The sequence below is a fragment of the Pseudoalteromonas sp. SG44-5 genome, assembly GCF_014164175.1.
Lineage (GTDB): Bacteria > Pseudomonadota > Gammaproteobacteria > Enterobacterales > Alteromonadaceae > Pseudoalteromonas > Pseudoalteromonas nigrifaciens.
Genome location: NZ_JACJES010000006.1, coordinates 37,583 through 58,813 on the forward strand (window position 1 = coordinate 37,583; position 21,231 = coordinate 58,813).

Annotated in this window: 25 protein-coding genes and 1 riboswitch; of the genes, 10 read left to right on the forward strand and 15 right to left on the reverse strand. The window is 40.4% G+C overall.

Features of this window, described 5'->3' with window-relative positions:
• Positions 1-51: 51 nt before the first annotated feature.
• Positions 52-426 (reverse strand): DUF413 domain-containing protein, encoded by a 375-nt coding sequence (locus H5079_RS08765; RefSeq protein ID WP_011329217.1) that lies wholly within the window; start codon positions 424-426, stop codon positions 52-54.
• Between the two features lie 90 nt (positions 427-516).
• On the opposite strand from H5079_RS08765, the gene H5079_RS08770 reads away from it, so the two are divergent.
• From H5079_RS08770 to ung, 8 genes are all read left to right on the forward strand, one after another.
• On the forward strand, positions 517-1,380 hold the full coding sequence (locus H5079_RS08770; protein ID WP_011329216.1) for a LysR family transcriptional regulator: 864 nt from the start codon (positions 517-519) through the stop codon (positions 1,378-1,380).
• 162 nt (positions 1,381-1,542) lie between these two features.
• Positions 1,543-2,481 (forward strand): porin, encoded by a 939-nt coding sequence (locus tag H5079_RS08775; RefSeq protein WP_182683921.1) that lies wholly within the window; start codon positions 1,543-1,545, stop codon positions 2,479-2,481.
• Positions 2,482-2,526: 45 nt separating this feature from the next.
• Positions 2,527-2,668: riboswitch (cobalamin riboswitch) on the forward strand.
• 78 nt (positions 2,669-2,746) lie between these two features.
• Positions 2,747-3,559 (forward strand): ABC transporter ATP-binding protein, encoded by an 813-nt coding sequence (locus tag H5079_RS08780; protein WP_011329214.1) that lies wholly within the window; start codon positions 2,747-2,749, stop codon positions 3,557-3,559.
• 1 nt (position 3,560) lies between these two features.
• Complete coding sequence (locus H5079_RS08785) at positions 3,561-4,562, forward strand: iron ABC transporter permease (RefSeq protein WP_011329213.1); 1,002 nt, start codon at positions 3,561-3,563, stop codon at positions 4,560-4,562.
• Positions 4,563-4,571: 9 nt separating this feature from the next.
• Entirely contained in the window at positions 4,572-6,062 is a 1,491-nt protein-coding gene (locus H5079_RS08790; RefSeq protein ID WP_182683922.1) for a cobyric acid synthase, read from the forward strand.
• A complete protein-coding gene (gene cobO / locus H5079_RS08795; protein ID WP_182683923.1) occupies positions 6,046-6,645 on the forward strand; it encodes a cob(I)yrinic acid a,c-diamide adenosyltransferase in 600 nt (199 codons plus the stop codon). Before H5079_RS08790 ends, cobO begins: the two co-directional genes overlap by 17 nt.
• The gene (locus H5079_RS08800) at positions 6,645-7,520 is read left to right on the forward strand and encodes a cobalamin-binding protein (RefSeq protein ID WP_182683924.1); all 876 of its coding nucleotides are present in this window, start codon (positions 6,645-6,647) and stop codon (positions 7,518-7,520) included. The genes cobO and H5079_RS08800 overlap by 1 nt, the downstream gene beginning before the upstream one ends.
• A complete protein-coding gene (ung, locus tag H5079_RS08805) occupies positions 7,517-8,179 on the forward strand; it encodes a uracil-DNA glycosylase (protein ID WP_182683925.1) in 663 nt (220 codons plus the stop codon). The genes H5079_RS08800 and ung overlap by 4 nt, the downstream gene beginning before the upstream one ends.
• 56 nt (positions 8,180-8,235) lie before the next feature.
• Here ung and H5079_RS08810 read toward each other — a convergent pair whose 3' ends face one another.
• Both H5079_RS08810 and tal read right to left on the reverse strand, forming a co-directional pair.
• Positions 8,236-8,415 carry a DUF3545 family protein gene (locus H5079_RS08810; protein ID WP_011329208.1) on the reverse strand — a complete coding sequence of 60 codons (180 nt, stop codon included), beginning with the start codon at positions 8,413-8,415 and terminating at the stop codon, positions 8,236-8,238.
• Positions 8,416-8,685: 270 nt separating this feature from the next.
• A complete protein-coding gene (gene tal / locus H5079_RS08815; protein WP_089368743.1) occupies positions 8,686-9,636 on the reverse strand; it encodes a transaldolase in 951 nt (316 codons plus the stop codon).
• Positions 9,637-9,867: 231 nt separating this feature from the next.
• On the opposite strand from tal, the gene yaaA reads away from it, so the two are divergent.
• Both yaaA and H5079_RS08825 read left to right on the forward strand, forming a co-directional pair.
• Entirely contained in the window at positions 9,868-10,647 is a 780-nt protein-coding gene (yaaA, locus tag H5079_RS08820) for a peroxide stress protein YaaA (RefSeq protein WP_011329206.1), read from the forward strand.
• Positions 10,648-10,779: 132 nt separating this feature from the next.
• Complete coding sequence (locus tag H5079_RS08825; protein WP_179806969.1) at positions 10,780-11,736, forward strand: mechanosensitive ion channel family protein; 957 nt, start codon at positions 10,780-10,782, stop codon at positions 11,734-11,736.
• 95 nt (positions 11,737-11,831) lie between these two features.
• On the opposite strand, the gene mgtE is transcribed toward H5079_RS08825, so the two are convergent.
• From mgtE to H5079_RS08885, 12 genes are all read right to left on the reverse strand, one after another.
• Positions 11,832-13,190 (reverse strand): magnesium transporter, encoded by a 1,359-nt coding sequence (mgtE, locus tag H5079_RS08830; RefSeq protein WP_011329204.1) that lies wholly within the window; start codon positions 13,188-13,190, stop codon positions 11,832-11,834.
• A gap of 147 nt (positions 13,191-13,337) precedes the next feature.
• Positions 13,338-13,610 carry an HPr family phosphocarrier protein gene (locus tag H5079_RS08835; RefSeq protein WP_011329203.1) on the reverse strand — a complete coding sequence of 91 codons (273 nt, stop codon included), beginning with the start codon at positions 13,608-13,610 and terminating at the stop codon, positions 13,338-13,340.
• Positions 13,611-13,653: 43 nt separating this feature from the next.
• On the reverse strand, positions 13,654-14,499 hold the full coding sequence (gene rapZ, locus H5079_RS08840) for an RNase adapter RapZ (RefSeq protein ID WP_011329202.1): 846 nt from the start codon (positions 14,497-14,499) through the stop codon (positions 13,654-13,656).
• Between the two features lie 21 nt (positions 14,500-14,520).
• The gene (ptsN, locus tag H5079_RS08845; protein WP_041454569.1) at positions 14,521-14,973 is read right to left on the reverse strand and encodes a PTS IIA-like nitrogen regulatory protein PtsN; all 453 of its coding nucleotides are present in this window, start codon (positions 14,971-14,973) and stop codon (positions 14,521-14,523) included.
• Between the two features lie 4 nt (positions 14,974-14,977).
• The gene (gene hpf, locus H5079_RS08850) at positions 14,978-15,265 is read right to left on the reverse strand and encodes a ribosome hibernation promoting factor (protein ID WP_011329200.1); all 288 of its coding nucleotides are present in this window, start codon (positions 15,263-15,265) and stop codon (positions 14,978-14,980) included.
• A gap of 26 nt (positions 15,266-15,291) precedes the next feature.
• Positions 15,292-16,785 (reverse strand): RNA polymerase factor sigma-54, encoded by a 1,494-nt coding sequence (locus H5079_RS08855; protein WP_041454568.1) that lies wholly within the window; start codon positions 16,783-16,785, stop codon positions 15,292-15,294.
• Between the two features lie 69 nt (positions 16,786-16,854).
• Positions 16,855-17,580: an LPS export ABC transporter ATP-binding protein gene (gene lptB, locus H5079_RS08860; RefSeq protein WP_011329198.1), complete on the reverse strand. Its 726-nt coding sequence runs from the start codon at positions 17,578-17,580 to the stop codon at positions 16,855-16,857.
• Positions 17,577-18,122: a lipopolysaccharide transport periplasmic protein LptA gene (lptA, locus tag H5079_RS08865; protein ID WP_011329197.1), complete on the reverse strand. Its 546-nt coding sequence runs from the start codon at positions 18,120-18,122 to the stop codon at positions 17,577-17,579. Before lptA ends, lptB begins: the two co-directional genes overlap by 4 nt.
• Positions 18,112-18,669: an LPS export ABC transporter periplasmic protein LptC gene (gene lptC, locus H5079_RS08870; RefSeq protein ID WP_089368740.1), complete on the reverse strand. Its 558-nt coding sequence runs from the start codon at positions 18,667-18,669 to the stop codon at positions 18,112-18,114. The genes lptA and lptC overlap by 11 nt, the downstream gene beginning before the upstream one ends.
• Positions 18,666-19,217, reverse strand: a complete 552-nt coding sequence (kdsC, locus tag H5079_RS08875; protein ID WP_011329195.1) for a 3-deoxy-manno-octulosonate-8-phosphatase KdsC — start codon at positions 19,215-19,217, stop codon at positions 18,666-18,668. Before kdsC ends, lptC begins: the two co-directional genes overlap by 4 nt.
• On the reverse strand, positions 19,218-20,189 hold the full coding sequence (locus tag H5079_RS08880) for a KpsF/GutQ family sugar-phosphate isomerase (protein WP_011329194.1): 972 nt from the start codon (positions 20,187-20,189) through the stop codon (positions 19,218-19,220).
• Between the two features lie 9 nt (positions 20,190-20,198).
• Positions 20,199-21,167 (reverse strand): calcium/sodium antiporter, encoded by a 969-nt coding sequence (locus H5079_RS08885; protein WP_041454567.1) that lies wholly within the window; start codon positions 21,165-21,167, stop codon positions 20,199-20,201.
• Between the last annotated feature and the right edge of the window lie 64 nt (positions 21,168-21,231).

Below are 21,231 nucleotides of genomic sequence, written 5' to 3' on the forward strand. Positions count from 1 at the left end.
CTTGGTGTATGTTTAACTATTTAAAATGTAAAAATTAAATAGTTAAAGCAATTACATACTGTCTGACTCGGCGTAATAGTCTTGGCTTATTGGTGCTGGGGTCGCTATTTTTGAGCGGCCAAATAATGTATGGAACTTTGCTTTGCTGGTTGTTAACTTTAAGTATTTAACCCAAGCGCGCTCAATTGCATTGGTTGGCTCTAAAGCACCACTAATAACAGCGACAAATTGTTGCTGATGTTCATTTTGTGGCTCTAGGGCTTTATTATGTAAGCCTTTTAAAACAACACCGTGTTGCTCTAATATACTGGCTTCTAATAAGGTAAAGTTTCCGCTGCGACCAAATCCGCGTGGGAAATTTTGATCATCAAAAAACTGACGTTGACTAACAAATGCTTGGCGAAGTAGTGAAATATCATTGCTCATTGTTGTACCCTCATACCTTGGTAATTGCTGGAGTATGCGGCAAGTTTGCAAATATTTTAAACAAGTTATTTTTATCGTGAGGATAAAAAATTGGATATCGATTTATTAAAAACATTTGTTGAGGTAGTACGCACTCGTCACTTTGGCAAAGCGGCTGAAAACCTTTATATCACACAGTCTGCAGTAAGCTTTAGAATTCGTCAATTAGAGCAAGGGCTTGGTGTTAATTTGTTTATTCGCCAGCGCAATAATATTCAACTAACAGCGCCAGGTGAGCGTTTATTACCCCATGCACAAATGATCATTACTGGCATGCAAAGAGCAAAAGTAGATGTGGCACTTGCCGATAATATGCATAAACAAATTTGCCTAGCGGGTACACCAAACATTTGGGATGCATTTTTACAGTTTGGTATTACTAATATTGTATCGGCAATGCCCGGTGTGTCTTTGGTGGCTGAGGTAAAAGCACAACAAGAAAGTACCCGCCTGTTATTAGAGCGCACCTTAGATTTAGCTATTTTATTTGATCCACCAAAAGTTGATGAGCTGGTGGTTGAGCGAATTTGTGAACTACCCATTATACCGGTAAGCGCGTTTGATACTGCCAGTTACGATAACTTTTTTGATAACCAGTACGTATATGTTGACTGGGGCACGACATTCTCACTGTGGCATGCTCGCCAGTTTACTGGCAAAACCCCACCTTACTTTAGAACAAGTACTGGGCGTATAGCACTTGATTTAATATTGCAATGCGGAGGGAGTGCATTCATTCCTCAAGTACTTGTTGCAGCGCATTTAGAAAAAGGCGAGTTATTTCATGTGAAAGACGTAGAAACCACCTCGCGCGATATATTTGTTGCCTATCACAGAGACAATGAGCAAAAAGAGTTAATAGAAACATTAGTAAATTTATTAACCCAAATGACTCCTAAGTTACCCGTTGAGTAAGGCCAATGGTTTTGCTGTATATGTACGTTTGATTGCAACTATTATGTGTTTTTATGAATTTAAAAGTGTAAAAATATGACGGCTGTAATATTTTTGTCATTTAACAGTGCCAAACTCCTGTTGCATTAAAAACGAGTCTGTTGTGATTATCGAGGAAATAACATGAAATTTGTAAAGTCGAGCTTATGTGTAGCTTTATTAGGTGGTTTGTCTTTTAATGCGCTTGCTGAAGTGGATTTTTACGGTAAAGCGAACGTAACACTACAGTCGTCGGATGATGGTGAGGGGTCTTTTACCGAGATTAAAAGTAACTCATCACGTTTGGGCTTAAAAGGGTCTGAAAAAATATCTGATGGCTTAGAAGCTGTTTATAAGTTTGAATTTCAAGTTGATGTTTCTGACGCCGACTCAAAAGGTGATAATGACGACAATATCTCTGCTCGTAATCAGTATATAGGTTTAAAAGGTGCGTTTGGCCAAGTTGTTATTGGCCGTAACGATACCGCGCTTAAGCAGTCACAAGGTAAAGTTGATTTATTTAGCGACCTTGAAGGCGACATTAAAAATGCCTTTAAAGGTGAAAATAGAATGGGCAGTAGTGTTTCTTATGCCTCTAATTCTTACCAAGGTTTTAAGCTTTTGGCTACGTTTGTTGCAGAGGATAGCGATGCAGCAGGTGCTAAAAATGGCTATTCAATGGCAGTAACTTATGGTGACGCAGCCCTTAAAAAGAGCGCAATATATGCCGCTATTGCTGCCGATAGTGAAGTGAACGGCTACGATGTAGTGCGCGCATCAGTACAAGGTAAAGTAGCCGATTTTAAATTAGGCGCTATGTATCAAACGCAAGAAAAAGTTGATGGCAGTAGTGAGGCCGACGGTTATTTATTAAGTGCGGCTTACACTATGGCTAGCAATACCTTTAAATTGCAGTACCAGGCAATGGATTTTAAAGGCAGTGATGACAAAACGGCTATTTCGGCAGGTGTTGATCATCAGTTAAATAAAAACACTAAATTATTTGGTTTTTATTCTAATTTCGATATGGACAACAACGTTGACCAAGACTACTTAGGTGTAGGTATAGAATATAAATTTTAAGCAGCGCTTAGCACTGCCTTTTTAAGCCGTACTTTGTTAAGTGCGGTTTTTTTTGCTTTAAATTATTTACTTAGCCGCCCATAATAGAGTATTCATTTGGAATGAGGTGCAACTCCTCAACTGTTCCCGCAACTGTAATTAGCATAACGCTTTAAGTCAGATACAAATAAACTATTTTAACGAGCGGGTTTACTCATCTTCAAGTTATGTACTAGCCATAGTTAGTTGCATTGTTAGTGAGCGCATTCCTGCCTAGGGCTAACTATTGCAAACTCAAACGCCATTAAATACACCATTGTTAAATGTTAATCACGTGTCGTGGAATATTGGCAGTAAAACTATCCTCAACAATGTTAATTTGCAAATAAAGCAAGGTAAGTTCGTTGGCTTAATTGGCCCCAATGGCGCAGGTAAATCTAGTTTACTGCGGTGTTTGTATCGCTTTAATCAGCCCACTGCAGGGCAAATTAAATTTAATAATACTGATATTTGGCAGTTAAAAAGCCATGAATACGCAAAGCAGGTTGCGGTTGTTTTACAAGAAACCCCATCACAATTTAATTTAACTTTATTAGATGTGGTTGCACTTGGGTTAACCCCGCATAAAGCATTATTTAGCACCACCACAACAGCCGACACACAAAAAATAAACCAAGCTATAGCGCGAGTTGGCTTGCAGGATCATGCAAGCCAACGTTTTGAGTCGCTTTCGGGAGGAGAAAAACAACGTGCATTAATTGCTCGGGCTATGGTGCAGCAACCGCAACTATTAATTATGGATGAGCCAACCAGCCACTTAGATGTGAAGTATCAAATTCAGGTAATGGAGTTGGCTAAATCGCTTGGCGTTACTGTGTTTGCATCGTTTCATGATTTAAATTTAGCCGCTGCTATGTGCGATGAGCTGGTGGTTATAAATCACGGCGAAATTGTTAATACAGGCTCTCCCATCGATGTGCTCAGCGAGGACATGCTCAATGATGTATTTGGTGTATGTGCACAAGTAAGCCACCACCCGCAAATGTCTAAACTAGGTGGTGTTATTCCACATATTACTTACTTTTATGGGTATGAATAATATGCGCATGCTTAACAATCATTCAATAGCACTTTTAGTCACAGTACTAGCTGCATTATTTACGTTATTTACGGCGCTGAGTTATGGCGCTGCCGACACATCATTAACTGATGTATTTAAAAGTATTTTCACCTCAACAGAGGGCTCCTTTAACACTCGAATTATTGTTGAATTAAGAATGCCACGCACATTACTGGCATTTTTAGCTGGCAGTGGTTTAGCCATTGCCGGGCTTATTTTGCAAACCGTGACGCGTAATCCGTTAGCAGATCCTTATTTATTTGGGATATCGTCTGGGGCGTCTTTGGGGGTAGTTATACTCATGGCGTTTGTGGGCATTAGTGCGGGCTTTGCATTATCGGCAGCGGCATTGGCTGGCAGTTTAGTGGCTATGAGTTTACTTATATTGATTGCAGGGCGGCAGCAAAGTGGGCAAGTAGAATCTATGCTGCTGGCAGGTGTGGCCTTGTCATTTTTATTTAGCGCATTTACCAGTTTATTACTTTACTGGAGCGATCCTCAGGCAGTTGCGGCTATTTTATTTTGGACGCTCGGCAGTTTTGCACGAGCGCAGTGGGCAACGCTGTGGTTACCTTTTGTGGTTATTGTATTGTGTACATTTACAATGCTTAGTTTTAGGCGCCAACTAAATGCCATGCTGCTCGGCGATGAAAGTGCTATAACACTGGGTGTGCGGGTACATCGCTTTAGAATATTGATGCTAGTTTTAAGTTCGCTGATAACGGCAGTGTTAGTGGCTATGTGTGGCGGAATTGGCTTTGTAGGATTAATGGTGCCGCATATAGTGCGCTTTTTTATCTCCCAAGGTAGCTTATCTGGCTTACTGGTAACGAGTTTGGTGGGCGGTACTTTTATGGTTTGGGTTGATGTGCTAGCGCGCACGTTGTTAACTAATCAAGAGTTACCCGTTGGGGTTATTACTGCAGCTATTGGTAGCGTGTTCTTTTTAAGCTTATTGTATTTTCGTAAGCGCCAGGTGTAGGGCTATAAAATGAAAACGTTAATGGTGCAAGGCACCACATCCGATGCGGGTAAAAGTACACTGGTTGCGGCGCTGTGTAGAGTATTTGCTAATAGAGGGCTAAATGTAGCGCCATTTAAGCCACAAAATATGGCATTAAATAGTGCAGTTACAGATGATGGTGGTGAAATAGGTCGTGCTCAAGCACTGCAAGCTATAGCGGCAAAGGTAGCCCCTGAAACTGACTTTAATCCCATATTACTTAAGCCAAATAGCGATACTGGCGCGCAGGTTATTATTCATGGTAAAGCCATAAGTAATATTGAAGCTGGGGCGTATCACGATTATAAAAAAGTAGCTATGGATGCAGTACTCACGTCGCATAACCGTTTAGCACAACGTTTTGATTTATTGCTGGTGGAAGGGGCGGGCAGCCCAGCCGAAATAAACCTCAGAGCCAACGACATTGCTAATATGGGCTACGCCGAAGCCGTTGACTGCCCCGTAATTATAATTGCCGATATAGATAAAGGCGGTGTGTTTGCTCATTTAGTGGGTACTTTGGCATTGTTGAGTGAGTCGGAGCAAGCGCGGGTAAAAGGCTTTGTAATAAATCGTTTTAGAGGCGATATAAGCTTATTACAAAGTGGACTTGATTGGCTGGAACAGTACACAGGTAAACCGGTGTTAGGCGTATTGCCGTATTTACACGACCTTGCATTAGATGCTGAGGATGCAATTGCTATTGATAATACGCTAACTAATGCCAGCGTTAATATTGCCGTGCTGCTTGTGCCGCACATTAGCAACCATACTGACTTTGATGCACTGCGCTTACATCCCAATATAAATATTAATTATGTAGCGCATACACAAGCGATCCCCGATGTTGATTTGATCATTTTACCGGGGAGTAAAAACGTATTAAGTGATTTAGCCTTTTTAAAAAATGAAGGCTGGGATACACAAATAAAACGCCATTTACGTTATGGTGGTAAAGTGCTCGGTATTTGTGGTGGTATGCAAATGCTTGGCAATAGTATTAATGATCCCCTAGGTGTTGAGTCATCATTACAGCAGATGCCGGGGCTAGCGTTAAGTGATTTTACCAGCACACTTACAGCACAAAAAATATTGAGTAATGTAACCGCGACTATGCAATTAAATAACCAGCAAATACTTTGTAGTGGCTACGAAATTCATGCAGGCATTAGCCAAGGTGAAGCACTTAATAAACCATTTTTAAGCTTTAATGAACACCCAAATGGCTTTACAGCCGATGGGTTTATTAGTGATGATAACGCCATAGCGGGTACTTATTTACATGGCTTATTTGATCAAGCGAGTGCCACATTGCAAATATTAAAGTGGCTCAAAGCCGATACAGTTATTAATCCGGTTAATATTAACCAGCACCGTGAGCAGCAACTAGAGCGTTTAGCTGCCATGTGTGAAACGCATTTAAATATTGCACACATTATTAAAATTTATGAAGGGCATAATCATGAGCGAACAAAGTAAAGATAAACATCAGCAACGCCAACAAAAATTAAAAGATCAAGTTGATGCACGAATAGCTGCAGCGCAACAAGAAAAAGGTATTTTTCAAGTTATAACTGGTAATGGCAAAGGTAAGTCGACCTCAGGATTTGGTGTGGTAGCACGTTGTGTTGGCCATGGAAAAAAAGCCGCTGTGTGTCAGTACATAAAAGGCACTTGGGAATGCGGAGAGCGTAACTTGTTACAGGGTGCGGGTGTGGAGTTTGTGGTAATGGGCACAGGCTTTACATGGAATACCCAAGACAAAGAGAGCGATACCGCAGCCGCGCAAGCTGCTTGGCAAGAATCAAAGCGACTGCTTAGCGATGCAAGCCTAGATGTAGTGCTGCTCGATGAGCTTACCTACATGGTAACCTATGGGTATATTGATGTAGATGAAGTGCTAGAGGCGATTGGCAACAGACCGCCAATGCAGTCGGTTATTATTACCGGCCGTGCAGCACATCGTAAATTAATAGAACTGGCTGACACAGTAAGCGAAGTGCGTAATGTAAAACATGCATTTGATGCAGGTGTTAAAGCTCTGCAAGGTTTTGATTACTAATGTTTAAACAGCTTGTTGTTGGCCTATTGTTACTCTGTTTATCCCAGCATGCGCAGGCCAACAAGGTACAAATTGATAAAGTACAGCCAGCTAAAACACTGCGTATTGTGGCACTGGCCCCGCACATAGTAGAAAACCTGTATGCAATAGGCGCGGGAGATAATATTGTTGGCACAGTTGATTACGCCGACTACCCTGCAGCGGCAAAAGGTATTACCCGTATTGGCGGTTACTATGGTATTTCAATCGAAAAGCTTTTAGTCCTTAAGCCAGATATAGTAATTGCTTGGAAAAGTGGTAATCAAAGCGATGATTTAGCACAAATAGAGCGCTTAGGTATTAAGCTTTATTTAACTGATCCAACGACAATTACAGGTATTGCCGATGAGTTGCTTATGCTAGGAAAACTTACCGGTAACATTAAACAAAGCGAGCAAGTGGTAAAAGCATTTAATGCTAAACTTGCAGCCATTAAAGCCAAGCAACAGGGTAAAAGTAAACTCACTGGCTTTTATCAACTCTGGTCTGAGCCGATGATGACTGTGTCGAAAAATACCGGAATAAGTGAGTTAATAGCCACTTGCCAAGTAACCAATGTATTTGCAAATAGCCGCACCGACTATCCACAAATAAGCATAGAAAATGTGATTGTGGCTAAACCGCAAATTATAATTATTCCGGATGAAAAATCAGCAACACCGCAACCCACTATTAATTGGCAGCAATGGCCAGAAATACCCGCAGTAAAAAACAAGCAGTTTTTATCTGTAAATGCCGACTTACTACATCGTTTTTCAGCGCGTATGCTAGATGGGCTGGCCGATATGTGTGATAAAATAGACGTATCACGTCAACAAATAAAGAGCATACAATGAGCGATTGGACTGCATTTTTAAAGCAAGAATTACAGCAAGCATATATGCAGCAAACACTCGACTACGTTGCCAAGCGCCGCAGTGAAGGTGTTGCTGTTTATCCTCCAAAAGAGCAAGTGTTTAGCGCATTTGCTGCAACACCGCTTAGTGATATACGCGTTGTTATTTTAGGGCAAGATCCTTACCATGGTGAAGGCCAAGCACATGGTTTGTGTTTTTCAGTATTACCTGAGGTTAAAAAGCTGCCACCTTCGCTTAAAAATATTTATAAAGAGCTGGCTAGCGATATAAACGATTTTGTTATTCCTACCCATGGTTACTTGCAAAGCTGGGCAGAGCAGGGAGTGTTTTTACTCAATACAGTACTTACGGTAGAGCAAGGCCAAGCCCATTCGCATAAACACTTAGGATGGGAGCAATTTACCGATAAGGTTATTGCGCATATAAACACCCATTGTGAAGGCGTAATATTTATTTTGTGGGGTGCTCATGCACAAAAAAAAGGTAAGGGAATTGATAGCGCACGCCAGCATATTTTAGCAGGGCCGCACCCATCGCCACTGTCTGCTCATCGAGGTTTTTTTGGTTGTAGGCATTTTTCAGCCACGAATGCGTTATTGCAATCTCAAGGTAAAACGCCGATTAATTGGCAAGTATAATTTTAACTTTTAAAACCAAAGGCCCGCACAGTAATGCGGGCCTTTGAGTTAGTCGTTTAAAAGTCGAGCTCATTAACGGCTATACTGTCTGTAAAGTAGTCCAACTCCTGTAGTTCTTTGCGTAAACGATACTTTTCTTGTATTGCTTCGATTTCGCGCCATCTTCTTTTTTTATTTTTTTGAGAAGCTTCCTTTTTTGTTTCAGGACCTTCTATTATATTGCTTAGGCTATCCATGAATATCTCCTTTAGACTGCATTTGATACCAGTCTTATTAAAAACATAAGCTATAACGGCTCACTAATTTAACGCAATAGGTATTAACTTCGCGAATACCTATACCATAGGCCTAGCTAAAATAGAATATAAAAGTGACATTTATGTTACTAAAGTGTGATTTGTTGATGAAGCTTTACTTTATGATGGGTTTATAAGTTTCTTGCATATAAATTACAGGCATAAAAAAACGTCGCAACTGCGACGTTTTTATACAAGCGTTTGAGCCAATTACATGGCTTTAAAGCGTGCTTCTAATTGTTCTTGAGCATCAGCAAAAGAGCGAATACCTTCAGCTAACTTTTCAGTCGCCATAGCATCTTGGTTATGCAACCAACGAAATTGAGCTTCGCTAAGCGGTGCCGGTTTTGGCTGCTGCGCAACATCTTTTGCTAGTAAGTATTCTGGTGCATCTTCAAGGTTACCCAACTCTTCTAAAAGATTGGGGCTAATAGTTAGCTTATCGCAACCAGTAAGGGCAATAATTTCGCCGGTATTACGAAAACTTGCACCCATAACTACCGTTTTGTAGTCGTGGCGTTTATAAAATTCAAAAATGCTGCGTACCGATTGTACCCCAGGATCTTGCAGTGGGTCGGTCGGTTTTTCCATACCGTTAGCAACGTGCCAATCTAAAATACGACCAACAAATGGCGAGATTAAAAATACGTTAGCATCGGCGCAAGCACGTGCTTGGGCATCACTAAACAATAAAGTAAGGTTACATTTAGTACCTTCTTTTTCTAGTTGTTCAGCGGCTTTAATGCCTTCCCAAGTAGAGGCTACTTTAATTAAGATTTTATCTTTGCTTACGCCTTCTTTTTCGTAAAGACTAAGTAGCGTGTGCGCTTTATCAATAGTTGCTTGGGTATCAAACGAAAGACGTGCATCTACCTCAGTAGAAATATAACCAGGTACAATAGCGCTAATTTCTTTACCTAATAATACCGCAAAGTAGTCGCATGCTAGCGCTAGTTGCTTCGCTGGATCTTGCTCGGTTTCTTTGGCGTAGCTCCATGCTTTATTTAAATAAGGCTTATAGGCTTCAATCTCGCTCGCTTTTAATAACAATGACGGATTGGTCGTTGCGTCTTCTGGTTGATGCTTTTTAATTGCTTCAATATCACCCGTGTCGGCCACGATTGATGAATGTTGTTTTAGCCTTTGTAGCGCGTTAGTCATTTGCTTTCCTCATTCCAAGCAAGTTAAAAGAAAATCTAAACTACTTTAATATTACACCATACTGCAACAGCGAAGTAATGCTTGATAGGTCTTATGTCCTTATCAATATAAAAACGGTTATGTATGAATTATTAAGGTAGGATCAGTCTGTTTAATATTAAACAAAACGTGCTTTTCGTTTCATTTAATGTTGAAATTGACATTAAATAAATTACAAGTCAATAGCTAACTATGATCACTGTTATTTCACCTGCAAAAAATCTTGATTACACCACGCCACCTGCAACCGATAAGTTCACTCAACCGGAATTACTTGAGCACAGCGAAGCACTGATGCAAGTATGCCGTGAACTAACACCTGCGCAAATTGGCAGCCTGATGAAAATTAGCGATAAGCTCTCAGGGCTTAACGCTGCTCGCTTTAGTGAGTGGGCACAGCCATTTACCACAGAAAACGCTAAACAAGCGGTACTGGCCTTTAATGGCGATGTATATGGTGGTTTAGATGCTAGCACGCTAACGGCTAATCAGCTTGATTACGCACAAAGCCACCTACGCATATTATCGGGCTTATATGGGCTTTTAAAGCCGCTAGATTTAATGCAAGCGTATCGCCTTGAAATGGGCACCAAGCTTGAAAACAGCCGTGGTAAAAACCTGTATGAGTTTTGGGGCAGTGTAATTGCCAATAAACTTAACGAGGTATTAAAAGCCGAGGACGCCCAATACTTAGTTAACCTTGCTTCAAACGAGTACTTTAAAGCGGTTGATAAAAAAGCCCTTAATGCACAAATAATTACTCCACACTTTAAAGACTGTAAAAATGGTCAATATAAAGTAATTAGTTTTTACGCTAAAAAAGCACGAGGCATGATGGCGCGTTACCTCATCGAAAATAAAGTAACTCAGCTAAGCCAGCTTAAAGAGTTTACAGTAGCGGGTTATTACTTTAGCGCCGAAGCAAGTGTGAAAGAGCTTGAGCCAGTATTTTTACGCGATGAACAAAGCTAAAACTTAAACCTTTACCTAATCTATAAAAGCCATGCACAGCATGGCTTTTTTAATACTGGCGCTATACTTGCAATTGATATGCGAATTCAAGATTGATTCTAATCACATTATAAATCAATAGGTGCAAGTTACATGTTTAGTATTCCCTCAATTAGCGACGCCGAAAAACTTATCGAAGAAAAGCTCGGAGGGTGGTTTGATGTCGTTATAAGCCATATTCCTAATTTTATTGTGGCAGTTATTATTGTCATTCTATTTTCTATGCTGGCTCGCTTTGCCGGTAACTTAATGAAAAATTTATTACGCCGCTCCCTCGATTCAAAACAGATAGCTGATTTAATGGCTTCTATATTTAAAGTGCTGATATTAAGTGTAGGAGTGTTTATAGCACTGGATTTTATGGGCTTAAAAGGCACGGTAACGTCATTACTAGCTGGTGCCGGTATTGTTGGTTTAGCGATTGGTTTTGCATTTCAAGATATGACCGAAAACTTAATAGCAGGTATTGCTATGGGTATTCGTAAGCCATTTAAACCAGGTGATGTAATAAAAACTGATGATGTGTTTGGCTCTGTGCATTCAATAAACCTGCGTAATACACTAATAGAGAGCTTTTATGGGCAGCAAATACTAGTGCCTAATAAAATACTATTTAGAAATGTATTGCGAAACTACAGCACGCTAGGCGTTAGACGCATAGAAGTGCCGGTAAGAATTTCATTAACAGAAGACATAGAAAAAGCCGCAAACGTTATTGTGGATAAAATTAATCAATTTGAGTTTGTAATACGCCAAGATGAAACGGCCGTATACGCAGAGAGTTTTGGCGACAGTAGTATTAATTTATTATTGTGGTTTTGGATTAAATACCCTGGTGAGCCAGACTTTATGACAGTACGCCACAAAGGTGTTGTGGCAGTACAGCAAGCACTAAATGAGGCTGATATTCGTATTCCATTCCCAATACGCAGTTTAGATTTTGGGGTTAAAGGTGGCGAAAACCTCGATGCAATAATAAGTAATAAAGTAAATACACAATCGTCAAAGCAAGAAGGAGTCGATGGCTCTACAATCAATAAAGAAGACTAGATAACCTGATAACCTGAACGCTGGTTAAATTATATTGCGTAAAAGTTACTTTTAACCAGCGCGTATTTACACAGTAATGTGCGCTGGTTTATTTATTAAACCAGCAACCAAGTTGCGGTGCCTAAAAAGGCAAATATACCTACTATATCGGTTACTGTAGTGAGTATTACACTGCCAGCAAGTGCAGGGTCTATTTTCATACGTTTAAGTATTATAGGAATACACGCACCCGCCACACCCGCAACAACTAAGTTCATAAACATTGCAAACGCCAGTACCGCGCCAAGCATTAAGTCCCATTGCCATAGGGCTATAACACTGGCAATTAAAACAGCCCATAAAATACCGTTTAATGCACCAATGGCGAGCTCTTTTATCATTACAAAACGTTGGTTAGTTTGGTTAATATGGCCCACTGCTATACCACGAATAACCAAGGTTAATGACTGGCTACCGGCCACCCCACCCATTGAGGGGACAATGCCGTTAAGCACGGCTAAAATAGGCAGTATTGCTAAAGTGCCTTCAAAAAAGCTGGCAACAAAAGCAGCTGCCAGAGCCGTTAATAAGTTAACACCTAGCCAAACAGAGCGTTTTTTTGAGCTTTTTAAAACCGGTGCAAAGGTATCTTCTTCATCATCAAGACCCGCTAAACCTAATAAGTGATGCTCTGCGTCTTCACGAATTACATCAACAATGTCATCGATAGTAACACGGCCAAGTAGCTGGGCGTTGTCGTCAACTACTGGGGCTGATATCCAGTTATGACGTTCAAATAACTGCGCCACTTCGCTTTCATCCATCGAAATAGGAATAGACTCACAGTCTTCATCCATTAGGTCGTGAACAATTTTTTCGGGCGAATTGGTTAGTAAGGTACTTAACGATAAAGCGCCTAAAAAACAGTTATGCTTATCGACAACGTAAAGGTCGTCGGTACCCTCAGGGAGTTCGCCGCGCAGACGAATGTAACGCAGTACCACATCTAGGGTTACATCAGGGCGAATGGTTACTGTATCTGTGTTCATCAGCGCGCCAGCAGAGCGTTCCTGATAGGAGAGTGCTTGCGTAGCACGTTCTCTATCTTGAATGTCCATGGCGCTAACCACGTCTTTATAAACCGTGTCAGGCAGGCTTCGCAGTACTTCACCTAAGTCATCGTGGCCCATGTCTTCAGTGGCAGCAGCAATGTGCTTAGGTTCCATTTGGGCAATAATGCCTAAACGTACATCTTCAGAGAGTTCTTCAAGAACATCACCTTGTACATCTGGATCAACTAATTGCCAGAGCAGGCGACGAACTTTATGCGGTGATGATTCTAGTAAAAGTGCGGTATCACAAGGAGCTGTTTTTGCCAGCATGCGCCTAACTTGAACAAACTGACCACTATTGAGTGACTTGGTCACTTGTTGTAATTGTTGTAGTGGGTAGTCTTGTTCGAAAGTTTCGGGCATTGGCGTCCTTAATTTATTTTTATAACGTTAGGGAAGAAGTTAGTCATTAACTTCGTTCAGTTTATCTTACTTTTTTTAGCCAAACTAGCTTAAGGTTTCACTAACCCTATATTTTAGCTCGTTTACTTGGTTTAAATAAAGTGCCTACTATTCTTGTTCGTTAAAGCGCTGCGCTATTAATTGGCCAACGGCATGTAAAGCATGCTCTGCATCGGGTCCTTCGCACACTACTTTTACTTCTTTACCTTGGCTGCTTTCTAGTAACATTAAAGCCAGTACGCTATCGCCAGCGGCTTCTTTTTCATCTTGAAATAAGGTAATAGATGCGTCAAATTGTACCGCTAATTGTGCTAATACGGTAGCAGCTCTAGCATGCAGGCCTAGCTTGTTTTTTATTAAAAATGTATTTTCTAAGCGCATAAGATACTCTACTTAAGCTGAACAGATGATTATTTAAATTGAATTATTTTTCTTGCTCGCGATGGCGAATTTTTACATTAGGGTGAGACATAGCAAAGCTTTCACCAATTGTTTGCGCTAAATAAACTGAGCGGTGCTGACCACCAGTACAACCAATAGCAATGGTTAAATAACTGCGATTATTACGCTCTAGGTGTGGTAACCACGTTTGTACAAAGGTTTGAATTTGCCAAGTGAATTTTTGCACAATACTATGACTAGCTAAATAATCTTTTACTGGTTGATCTAATCCAGTTAAAGGCTTGAGCTCCGGTTCCCAGTGTGGGTTTGGTAAAAAACGCGCATCAAAAACATAATCAGCACCTTTGGGAATACCATGCTTAAAGCCAAACGACTCAAAGGTAATGATAAGCTGTTTGTCTTTTTTACCGAGTATGGTTTCACGCATAGATTCAGCAAGTTGATGCACACTTAAATCGGTTGTATCAATGACATGATCAGCCCGCGTTACGAGTACATCGAGTAATTCTTTTTCTTTTTTTATTGCTAAATCTAGCGGTAGCGAATCAATCGAAAGCGGGTGCAAACGACGTGTTTCTGAATAACGGCGGATTAACGTTTGATCGTCGCTATCTAAATAAAATAACGTTGGTTTAGCAAAGTCGGGCAAGTACTCAAGGATATCGTTAAACTGCTGCTGGTCTTTAGGCAGGTTACGCACGTCTATACTAACGGCTATTTTATCGTAGTTATCAGAGACACTGCGCACTAATGAAGGCAGCAAATTTACCGGAATATTATCTACACAATAGTAACCTAAATCTTCTACAACACGTAAAGCAACTGACTTACCAGAACCTGAACGGCCACTTATAATAATTAATTCCATTTACCACCCCTTTATTAGTAACTAGGATTGATCCAAAATAACTTGGTATAACGCTTCATCAGACTTTGCCGCACGCAATTGCTTACAAAACTCTTTATCGTTTAGTTTATCAGCTATTGTGGCTAGTGTTTTCAAGTGCTGCTGGTTATCGCCATCGGGCACTATAAGCGCAACAAAAATATCAACTGGACGATTATCAATTGCATCAAAATTAATAGCGGTTTCGCTTATTAAAATTAAGGCAAGAGGCTCTTGTGCCCCGCTCATACGGCCATGTGGAATTGCTATTCCTCGGCCAATACCGGTACTACCTAGCTTTTCTCTTGCCAATAAAGCAGTGAGAATATCTTGCTGAGGTAAATACGGCATTTTTTTATGCGCGAGTTCACTGATGAATTCTAAAATTCTTTTTTTACTATTAAAAAGGACCACAGCTTTGCTGCAGTCCTGGCATATAAGTGAGCTTAATTTCATAGTGTTAGTGTCGAGCAAACTTCTCTTTGTGTTTAATTACTTGACGATCGAGTTTGTCAATCAACGAGTCAATGGCAGCGTACATATCTTGGTGTTCGGTCGATGCAAATAGCTCAGCGCCACTTACAAAAATTGTTGCTTCAGCTTTTTGACTTAATTTTTCTACATCGAGAATAACATGCACATTAGTTATGTGATCTGAGTGTCTTTGCAGCTTTGCAAATTTATTATTTACATAGTCTCTTAATGAGTCTGTAATGTCTACATGACGACCAGTTAAGTTTAGTTGCATCAGCATTTTCCTCTTTGTTGTACGTCTTAAATCAAGCTTTTACGTTGATTCGACGGGGGAATAGCCAGAGATTCGCGATATTTTGCAATTGTCCGTCTAGCTACTTTAATTCCTTGCTCAGCCAATATATCTGCAATCTTGCTATCACTCAATGGTTTGGCTAAGTTTTCTGCAGCTATCAACTTTTTAATCAGGGCACGTATGGCAGTTGATGAACATTCGCCACCATTTTCGGTGCTTACATGGCTTGAAAAAAAGTACTTAAGCTCAAAAATGCCACGTGGAGTGTGCATATATTTTTGCGTAGTGACCCGTGAAATAGTCGACTCGTGCATTTCAACTATTTCGGCAACATCGTTTAATACCATAGGTTTCATGGCTTCTGGGCCATGTTCAAAAAACGCTTGTTGCTGCTTAACAATACAATTAGTTACTTTCAGGAGTGTTTCGTTTCTACTTTCTAGGCTTTTAATAAACCATTTAGCTTCTTGTAAGTGCGAGCGAATAAATTGGCTGTCACCGCTGGATTTTACTGTACGAGACATAGCCGCATATTGGCTGTTAACACGTATTTTTGGCATGCTATCAGGGTTTAGCTCTACCACCCAGCGGCCTTTTATTTTTTTAACAGACACGTCAGGTATAACGTATTCAGACTCTTCTCTGACAATAGTATCCGCAGGCTTAGGATTAAGCGTATGAATAAGTGTCATTATTTCTTTAAGCTCTTCTTCTTTGAGCTTAGTTTTTTTCATTAACGTACGATAGTCGCGAGCAGCGAGTAAATCGATATGATCAGTTAACACCATTTTTGTTTCGTTAATATAAGGGGTGTCTTTATCAAATTGATTTAATTGAATGCATAAGCATTCTTGCAAGCTGCGAGCTGCAATACCAACAGGATCAAATAATTGAATGCGCTTTAGCACTGCTTCTATTTCATCTAGTTCTACTTCGTGTTCGTCGTCAGTTTCTTGGTTAAAGCTTGCTAAAAGGTCTTCGCAACTGAGGGTTAAAATACCAGAGTCATCTACGGCTTCAACGATAGCTATGGCAATAGCTTCGTCGGTAGGGCTAAAAGGGGTGAGCTGTAATTGCCACATTAAGTATTCATGCAGGGTTTCGGTTGATGCACCTTGATAAATAGATTCATCTTCAGGCATTGGCCCTGATGAAGAGGCAGGCGCTGCGCTCATATATTCATCCCATGATACATCCATGGCCATGTCGTCGCTTATGGTGTCTTTATTTAGTGCTTCACCGCTATCTTGCTCATACTCGCTTGGGGTGTCGTCAGCAGAGGCGCTAACAGTAATGTCATCTGCTTTTTGCTCGTTTTTACCTGCTGATTCTTCCGTGTAATCTTGTTCATCAACTTCAAGTAATGGGTTGCTATCAAGTGCTTCTTGTATTTCTTGCTGGAGATCCAAGGTACTAAGCTGCAATAAGCGAATAGCCTGTTGCAGTTGCGGAGTCATTGTAAGTTGCTGGCCCATGCGCAGCTGTAATGATTGCCTCATTTATCTCTAACAATCCTTATAAATTGATATGATTAATCTTAGCAGATGCTTATAGTAATAACATAAATATTACAGTTTGAACTGCTCGCCTAAATAAACATCACGTACTGTTTTATCGTTTAATACAAATTCAGGAGTACCAGATGCAATTAGCTCCCCATGAGAAACAATGTAGGCTTTTTCACAAACATCAAGGGTTTCCCTTACATTGTGGTCGGTAATTAGTACGCCAATACCACGATTTTTAAGGTGTTCTATAATTTTTTTAATATCGAGTACTGAAATAGGATCCACGCCAGCAAAGGGCTCATCAAGCAATATAAATTTAGGATCTGCAGCTAAAGCACGTGCTATTTCTACGCGGCGACGTTCACCACCAGATAGCGCCATACCTAAGCTGTCGCGAATATGTTGCAGGCTAAATTCGTCCAATAAACTATTTAGGGTTTCTTCCCTGGCTTGTTTATTTAGTTGCTTACGCGTTTCTAAAATAGCCATTAAATTTTGATACACAGTGAGCTTTCTAAAAATAGAAGATTCTTGTGGTAAATAACCAATACCTAAACGAGCACGGCTGTGCATAGGAAGTAAGGTAATATCGTTATCATCAATTAATATTTTACCTTTGTCGCTAGGTACTAAGCCTACAATCATGTAAAAGGTAGTGGTTTTACCTGCGCCATTTGGGCCAAGTAAACCAACAATGCTGCCAGCTTTTACTTCAAGTCCTACATTTTTAACAACTTCACGGCCTTTATAGCTTTTTGCTAATAGCTCTGCTTTTAATGTACTCATGGCTGACCTTTATTGAGTTTTTGTTCTTTTTTTACGTCTACAGGCACTAAAATAGTGTGTACCCGATCAGTTGAGTTTTCATCTTTTTCAGCACTTATAAGCTGTTGCTCTATATCATAGGTGATGCTTTTAGCCGTAATTTTTTGCCCAGCTTGAGAAATGTTTGCATCTCCTACCAGGGTTAAAAAACGTTTCGCTACATCGTAACGTACTTCGTTAGCGCTGGCGCTCATGACAGTGCCATCTGCTTGCTTTTCTTCAAAATATGCAGGGCTGCCCGTGGCAATTAATAGTTGTTTATTATCGCCAAGTTCGTCGCGCTTATGTACTTCTAAACGATCGGCGGTGATACGACGATTACCGTGAATTATCTCGACGTTTTTCTCAAAAATACCAACGTTTTCTTTTAGTTGGCCTTCTTGGCGGTCAGCACTAATAGAAATTTGATTAGCTAATGGGGAAGTACTTTGCTCTGCCGCATTACTATTAAATACAAGTATAAGCGATGGAATAATAAGTATTTTTGCAAGGTTATTGGTCATAATATAGTGTTCGCGTATGGTTAATTAGTTTTATCACCTCGGTTGTTAAATTGGCTTCAAGGCCTTTACCGGTGATCTTTAAATTCGGTCCAGTTATAATAACGGGCTGTTCGCTGCGCATAGTGAGTAGCATTATATCTACTTGAATATTGTCGGCGGTAATTTTGTCTATCATTGCGCCATCAATTAAGTTTTGGGCAGTTACATTACCCTCTAAAATTAATTGTCTTTCATCGTAAAGTGTTGCTTCATCAGCATTGATACGCCACGTTTTTTGTCTGTCGTCGTACAATATGAAAGTAGGTTTTTCGAATAAGGTAAATCCTAGCTGCTCGTAAAGCTCCGTTTTAACCGCAGTTACTTTATGGCTAATTTCACCGTTTTCGTCAAAAGCTGTTTGTTTTAGCTCAATGGCGGTGTAATCGGGTTTAGCTATTACTTCTGAGTCGGCTTTAGCAACCGTATTTACCTGAGTAAAATAAGGGTACCAAAGCCAAACCATACAGGTGATGAATAAAACGCTTAAGACTATGCGCGCTATATTCATGAACTGGTGCCTTGGCTAGTTAATGGTTTATTGTTTTCAAGCATAAGTAAGTCGGTTAGCTCTCTTACTGCACCAAAACCACCCGGCATTTGCGTAGTGTAATGTGCTAAGCGTTTAATTAGTGGGTGCGCGTCGTTTACTGCGACTGCAAAGCCAACTAACTCCATAACAGGCATATCAGGGCCGTCATCACCAATATAAGCAATTTGCTCATCGCTCAAATTAAGCTTGTTTTTAAGTTCTTGGTAGGCAATAAGCTTGTTTTCTTGACCTTGATAAATATGCTGCACGGTTAAGCTGGTCATACGTTGTTGTACTATTTGCGAGTGCCTGCCGGTAATAACCGCTACTTCAAAGCCGCTGTTAATAAGTGCTTTAATACCAAAGCCATCTTTTGTATTAAATGCTTTTAGCTCTTCACCTTGGTTGCCAAGATAAATTCGGCCATCAGAAAATACGCCATCAATGTCGCATATAAGTAGTTTTACTTTTTTTGCGCGCGCTTTAGCGTCATCACTTAGCGCTTGATAGAGTTCTTCAAATTGCATTTATAATACTCCTGCTTTAAGTAGGTCTTGCATATTGAGTGCCCCAATAGGCTGATTATGCTCATTAATAATAATTAAGCCATTAATGCGTTTATGTTCCATAATATTAAGCGCTTGCGCAGCAAGCATATCTTGGGTTGCCGTGGTACACGATTTAGTCATTACTGCATCTATTGACGTGGTATGAATATCAACGCGTTGCTCTAAAATACGGCGTAAATCACCATCGGTAAATAACCCAGCGAGTTGCTGATTATCGTCAACTATGGCGGTCATACCTAAGCCTTTAGCTGTCATTTCAATCAGCGCATCTTTAATAGTTTGCGAAGTAGTTATAATAGGCGTATTTACACCGCTGTGCATAACATCTTTTAAGGTGAGCAGTAATCGCTTCCCTAAACTGCCACCGGGATGCGATAGTGCAAAGTCATCGGCAGTAAATCCGCGTGCTTCTAACAGTGCTACCGCCATTGCATCGCCCATAGCGAGTGTTGCCGTGGTACTGGCTGTTGGTGCTAAGCCTAATGAGCAGGCTTCTTTTTCTACTTTAATGCATACATGCACGTTAGCAAGTGTGGCCATGGTTGATTGTGTATTTCCTGTCATGGAAATAATTTTTGCACCAAGGCGTTTTAACACTGGAATAATATTAAGTACTTCACTGGTTTCGCCTGAGTTAGAAATAAGCATAACGACATCGTTTTTAGTGATCATGCCCAAATCGCCGTGGCTGGCTTCGCCTGGGTGCACAAAAAAAGCAGGGCTACCAGTGCTTGCTAAAGTTGCCGCAATTTTATGGCCAATATGCCCCGACTTACCCATACCAATAATTATAATACGGCCACTGCAGTCATACATAAGCTGACATGCCTGATGAAAATTATCATCTACATATTGTTTTATATCAAAAAGTGCTTGGCGCTCGATATCAAGAACACGTAGCCCTTGCTCGATAAAACTTAGCTTGGTCATAGACAACTCTTACCCTATTTGACTAAAGATGTAACCTTGGTAAATCAAAAATGCGCTTAGCAGTAAACCACCTTCTACTCTATTGATACGCTGTGCGCCTCTAAAGTTCAATGACATAACAATAAGTGCCAAGGTTGCTGCAATCATAATCAGTACATCACGATTAGCAATAGAAGGGTCGATTATCGATGGATTGATAATACCGGCAAGTGGTAACACGGCTAAAATATTAAAAATATTTGAGCCCACAATATTACCCAGTGCTAGGTCATCTTCATTTTTAAGCACACCTGCAACAGACGCTGCCAGTTCTGGTAAACTGGTGCCAATAGCAATAATAGTTAAGCCAATTACCAAGTCACTTAAGCCAAAGAATTTTGCAATGTCGACAGCTGAGCCAACTAAAAAGTGAGAACTAACAGGAAGTAATATCAAGCCTACAATGAGCCAAAAAACTGCCTTTTTAGTGGGAACGTTATCGGGTACTTCATCGCAGGCTTCGTTTACAAATGGATCGTTATTATTTTTAGCTCTTAGGGAGATAATAATAAGTCCAAAAATAAATACAACAAAACCAATAAGTAGGGCAATTGCTTCTGGGTATGAAAAATAGTTATCTGAAAAAATATACCAAGTAGCTAACGAAATAATTAATACCAAAGGTATTTCACGTTTTAAGGTGCTTGATGAAACAGACAACGGGCGCAATAAAGCGGTAATACCCAGTACTAATAAAATATTGGTTATGTTTGAGCCAACGGCATTGCCTATGGCAGTATCGGTTTTACCGGCTAAAGCGGCAGAAGCCGAAACCATCATTTCAGGCGCTGATGAACCCATTGCAACAACGGTTAACCCTACAATTAAAGTAGGCACACCAAAGTTTTTCGCCAGTGCTGCGGCGCCATAAACGAACTTGTCAGCGCTCCAAACTAGGCCAGCAAGACCAAAAATTAAAATAACAAATGAGGTAACCATTGTATTGAACCAGTTATTGAAAATACATATTGCGCGAATAGTAACAAAAGCCAATCTGAAAGTA

What these genes read in the sequence shown, in the direction of transcription:
- H5079_RS08785 (WP_011329213.1), top strand. Translation starts at nt 3,561, where the DNA reads ATGCGCATGCTTAACAATCATTCAATAGCACTTTTAGTCACAGTACTA.
- H5079_RS08800 (WP_182683924.1), top strand. Translation starts at nt 6,645, where the DNA reads ATGTTTAAACAGCTTGTTGTTGGCCTATTGTTACTCTGTTTATCCCAG.
- H5079_RS08855 (WP_041454568.1), bottom strand. Translation starts at nt 16,785, where the DNA reads ATGAGGCAATCATTACAGCTGCGCATGGGCCAGCAACTTACAATGACT.
- yaaA (WP_011329206.1), top strand. Translation starts at nt 9,868, where the DNA reads ATGATCACTGTTATTTCACCTGCAAAAAATCTTGATTACACCACGCCA.
- H5079_RS08775 (WP_182683921.1), top strand. Translation starts at nt 1,543, where the DNA reads ATGAAATTTGTAAAGTCGAGCTTATGTGTAGCTTTATTAGGTGGTTTG.
- mgtE (WP_011329204.1), bottom strand. Translation starts at nt 13,190, where the DNA reads ATGCCCGAAACTTTCGAACAAGACTACCCACTACAACAATTACAACAA.
- ptsN (WP_041454569.1), bottom strand. Translation starts at nt 14,973, where the DNA reads ATGAAATTAAGCTCACTTATATGCCAGGACTGCAGCAAAGCTGTGGTC.
- H5079_RS08835 (WP_011329203.1), bottom strand. Translation starts at nt 13,610, where the DNA reads ATGCGCTTAGAAAATACATTTTTAATAAAAAACAAGCTAGGCCTGCAT.
- cobO (WP_182683923.1), top strand. Translation starts at nt 6,046, where the DNA reads ATGAGCGAACAAAGTAAAGATAAACATCAGCAACGCCAACAAAAATTA.
- lptA (WP_011329197.1), bottom strand. Translation starts at nt 18,122, where the DNA reads ATGACCAATAACCTTGCAAAAATACTTATTATTCCATCGCTTATACTT.
- H5079_RS08765 (WP_011329217.1), bottom strand. Translation starts at nt 426, where the DNA reads ATGAGCAATGATATTTCACTACTTCGCCAAGCATTTGTTAGTCAACGT.
- ung (WP_182683925.1), top strand. Translation starts at nt 7,517, where the DNA reads ATGAGCGATTGGACTGCATTTTTAAAGCAAGAATTACAGCAAGCATAT.
- lptC (WP_089368740.1), bottom strand. Translation starts at nt 18,669, where the DNA reads ATGAATATAGCGCGCATAGTCTTAAGCGTTTTATTCATCACCTGTATG.
- kdsC (WP_011329195.1), bottom strand. Translation starts at nt 19,217, where the DNA reads ATGCAATTTGAAGAACTCTATCAAGCGCTAAGTGATGACGCTAAAGCG.
- H5079_RS08880 (WP_011329194.1), bottom strand. Translation starts at nt 20,189, where the DNA reads ATGACCAAGCTAAGTTTTATCGAGCAAGGGCTACGTGTTCTTGATATC.
- rapZ (WP_011329202.1), bottom strand. Translation starts at nt 14,499, where the DNA reads ATGGAATTAATTATTATAAGTGGCCGTTCAGGTTCTGGTAAGTCAGTT.
- H5079_RS08790 (WP_182683922.1), top strand. Translation starts at nt 4,572, where the DNA reads ATGAAAACGTTAATGGTGCAAGGCACCACATCCGATGCGGGTAAAAGT.
- hpf (WP_011329200.1), bottom strand. Translation starts at nt 15,265, where the DNA reads ATGCAACTAAACTTAACTGGTCGTCATGTAGACATTACAGACTCATTA.
- H5079_RS08810 (WP_011329208.1), bottom strand. Translation starts at nt 8,415, where the DNA reads ATGGATAGCCTAAGCAATATAATAGAAGGTCCTGAAACAAAAAAGGAA.
- H5079_RS08825 (WP_179806969.1), top strand. Translation starts at nt 10,780, where the DNA reads ATGTTTAGTATTCCCTCAATTAGCGACGCCGAAAAACTTATCGAAGAA.
- tal (WP_089368743.1), bottom strand. Translation starts at nt 9,636, where the DNA reads ATGACTAACGCGCTACAAAGGCTAAAACAACATTCATCAATCGTGGCC.
- H5079_RS08885 (WP_041454567.1), bottom strand. Translation starts at nt 21,167, where the DNA reads ATGGTTACCTCATTTGTTATTTTAATTTTTGGTCTTGCTGGCCTAGTT.
- lptB (WP_011329198.1), bottom strand. Translation starts at nt 17,580, where the DNA reads ATGAGTACATTAAAAGCAGAGCTATTAGCAAAAAGCTATAAAGGCCGT.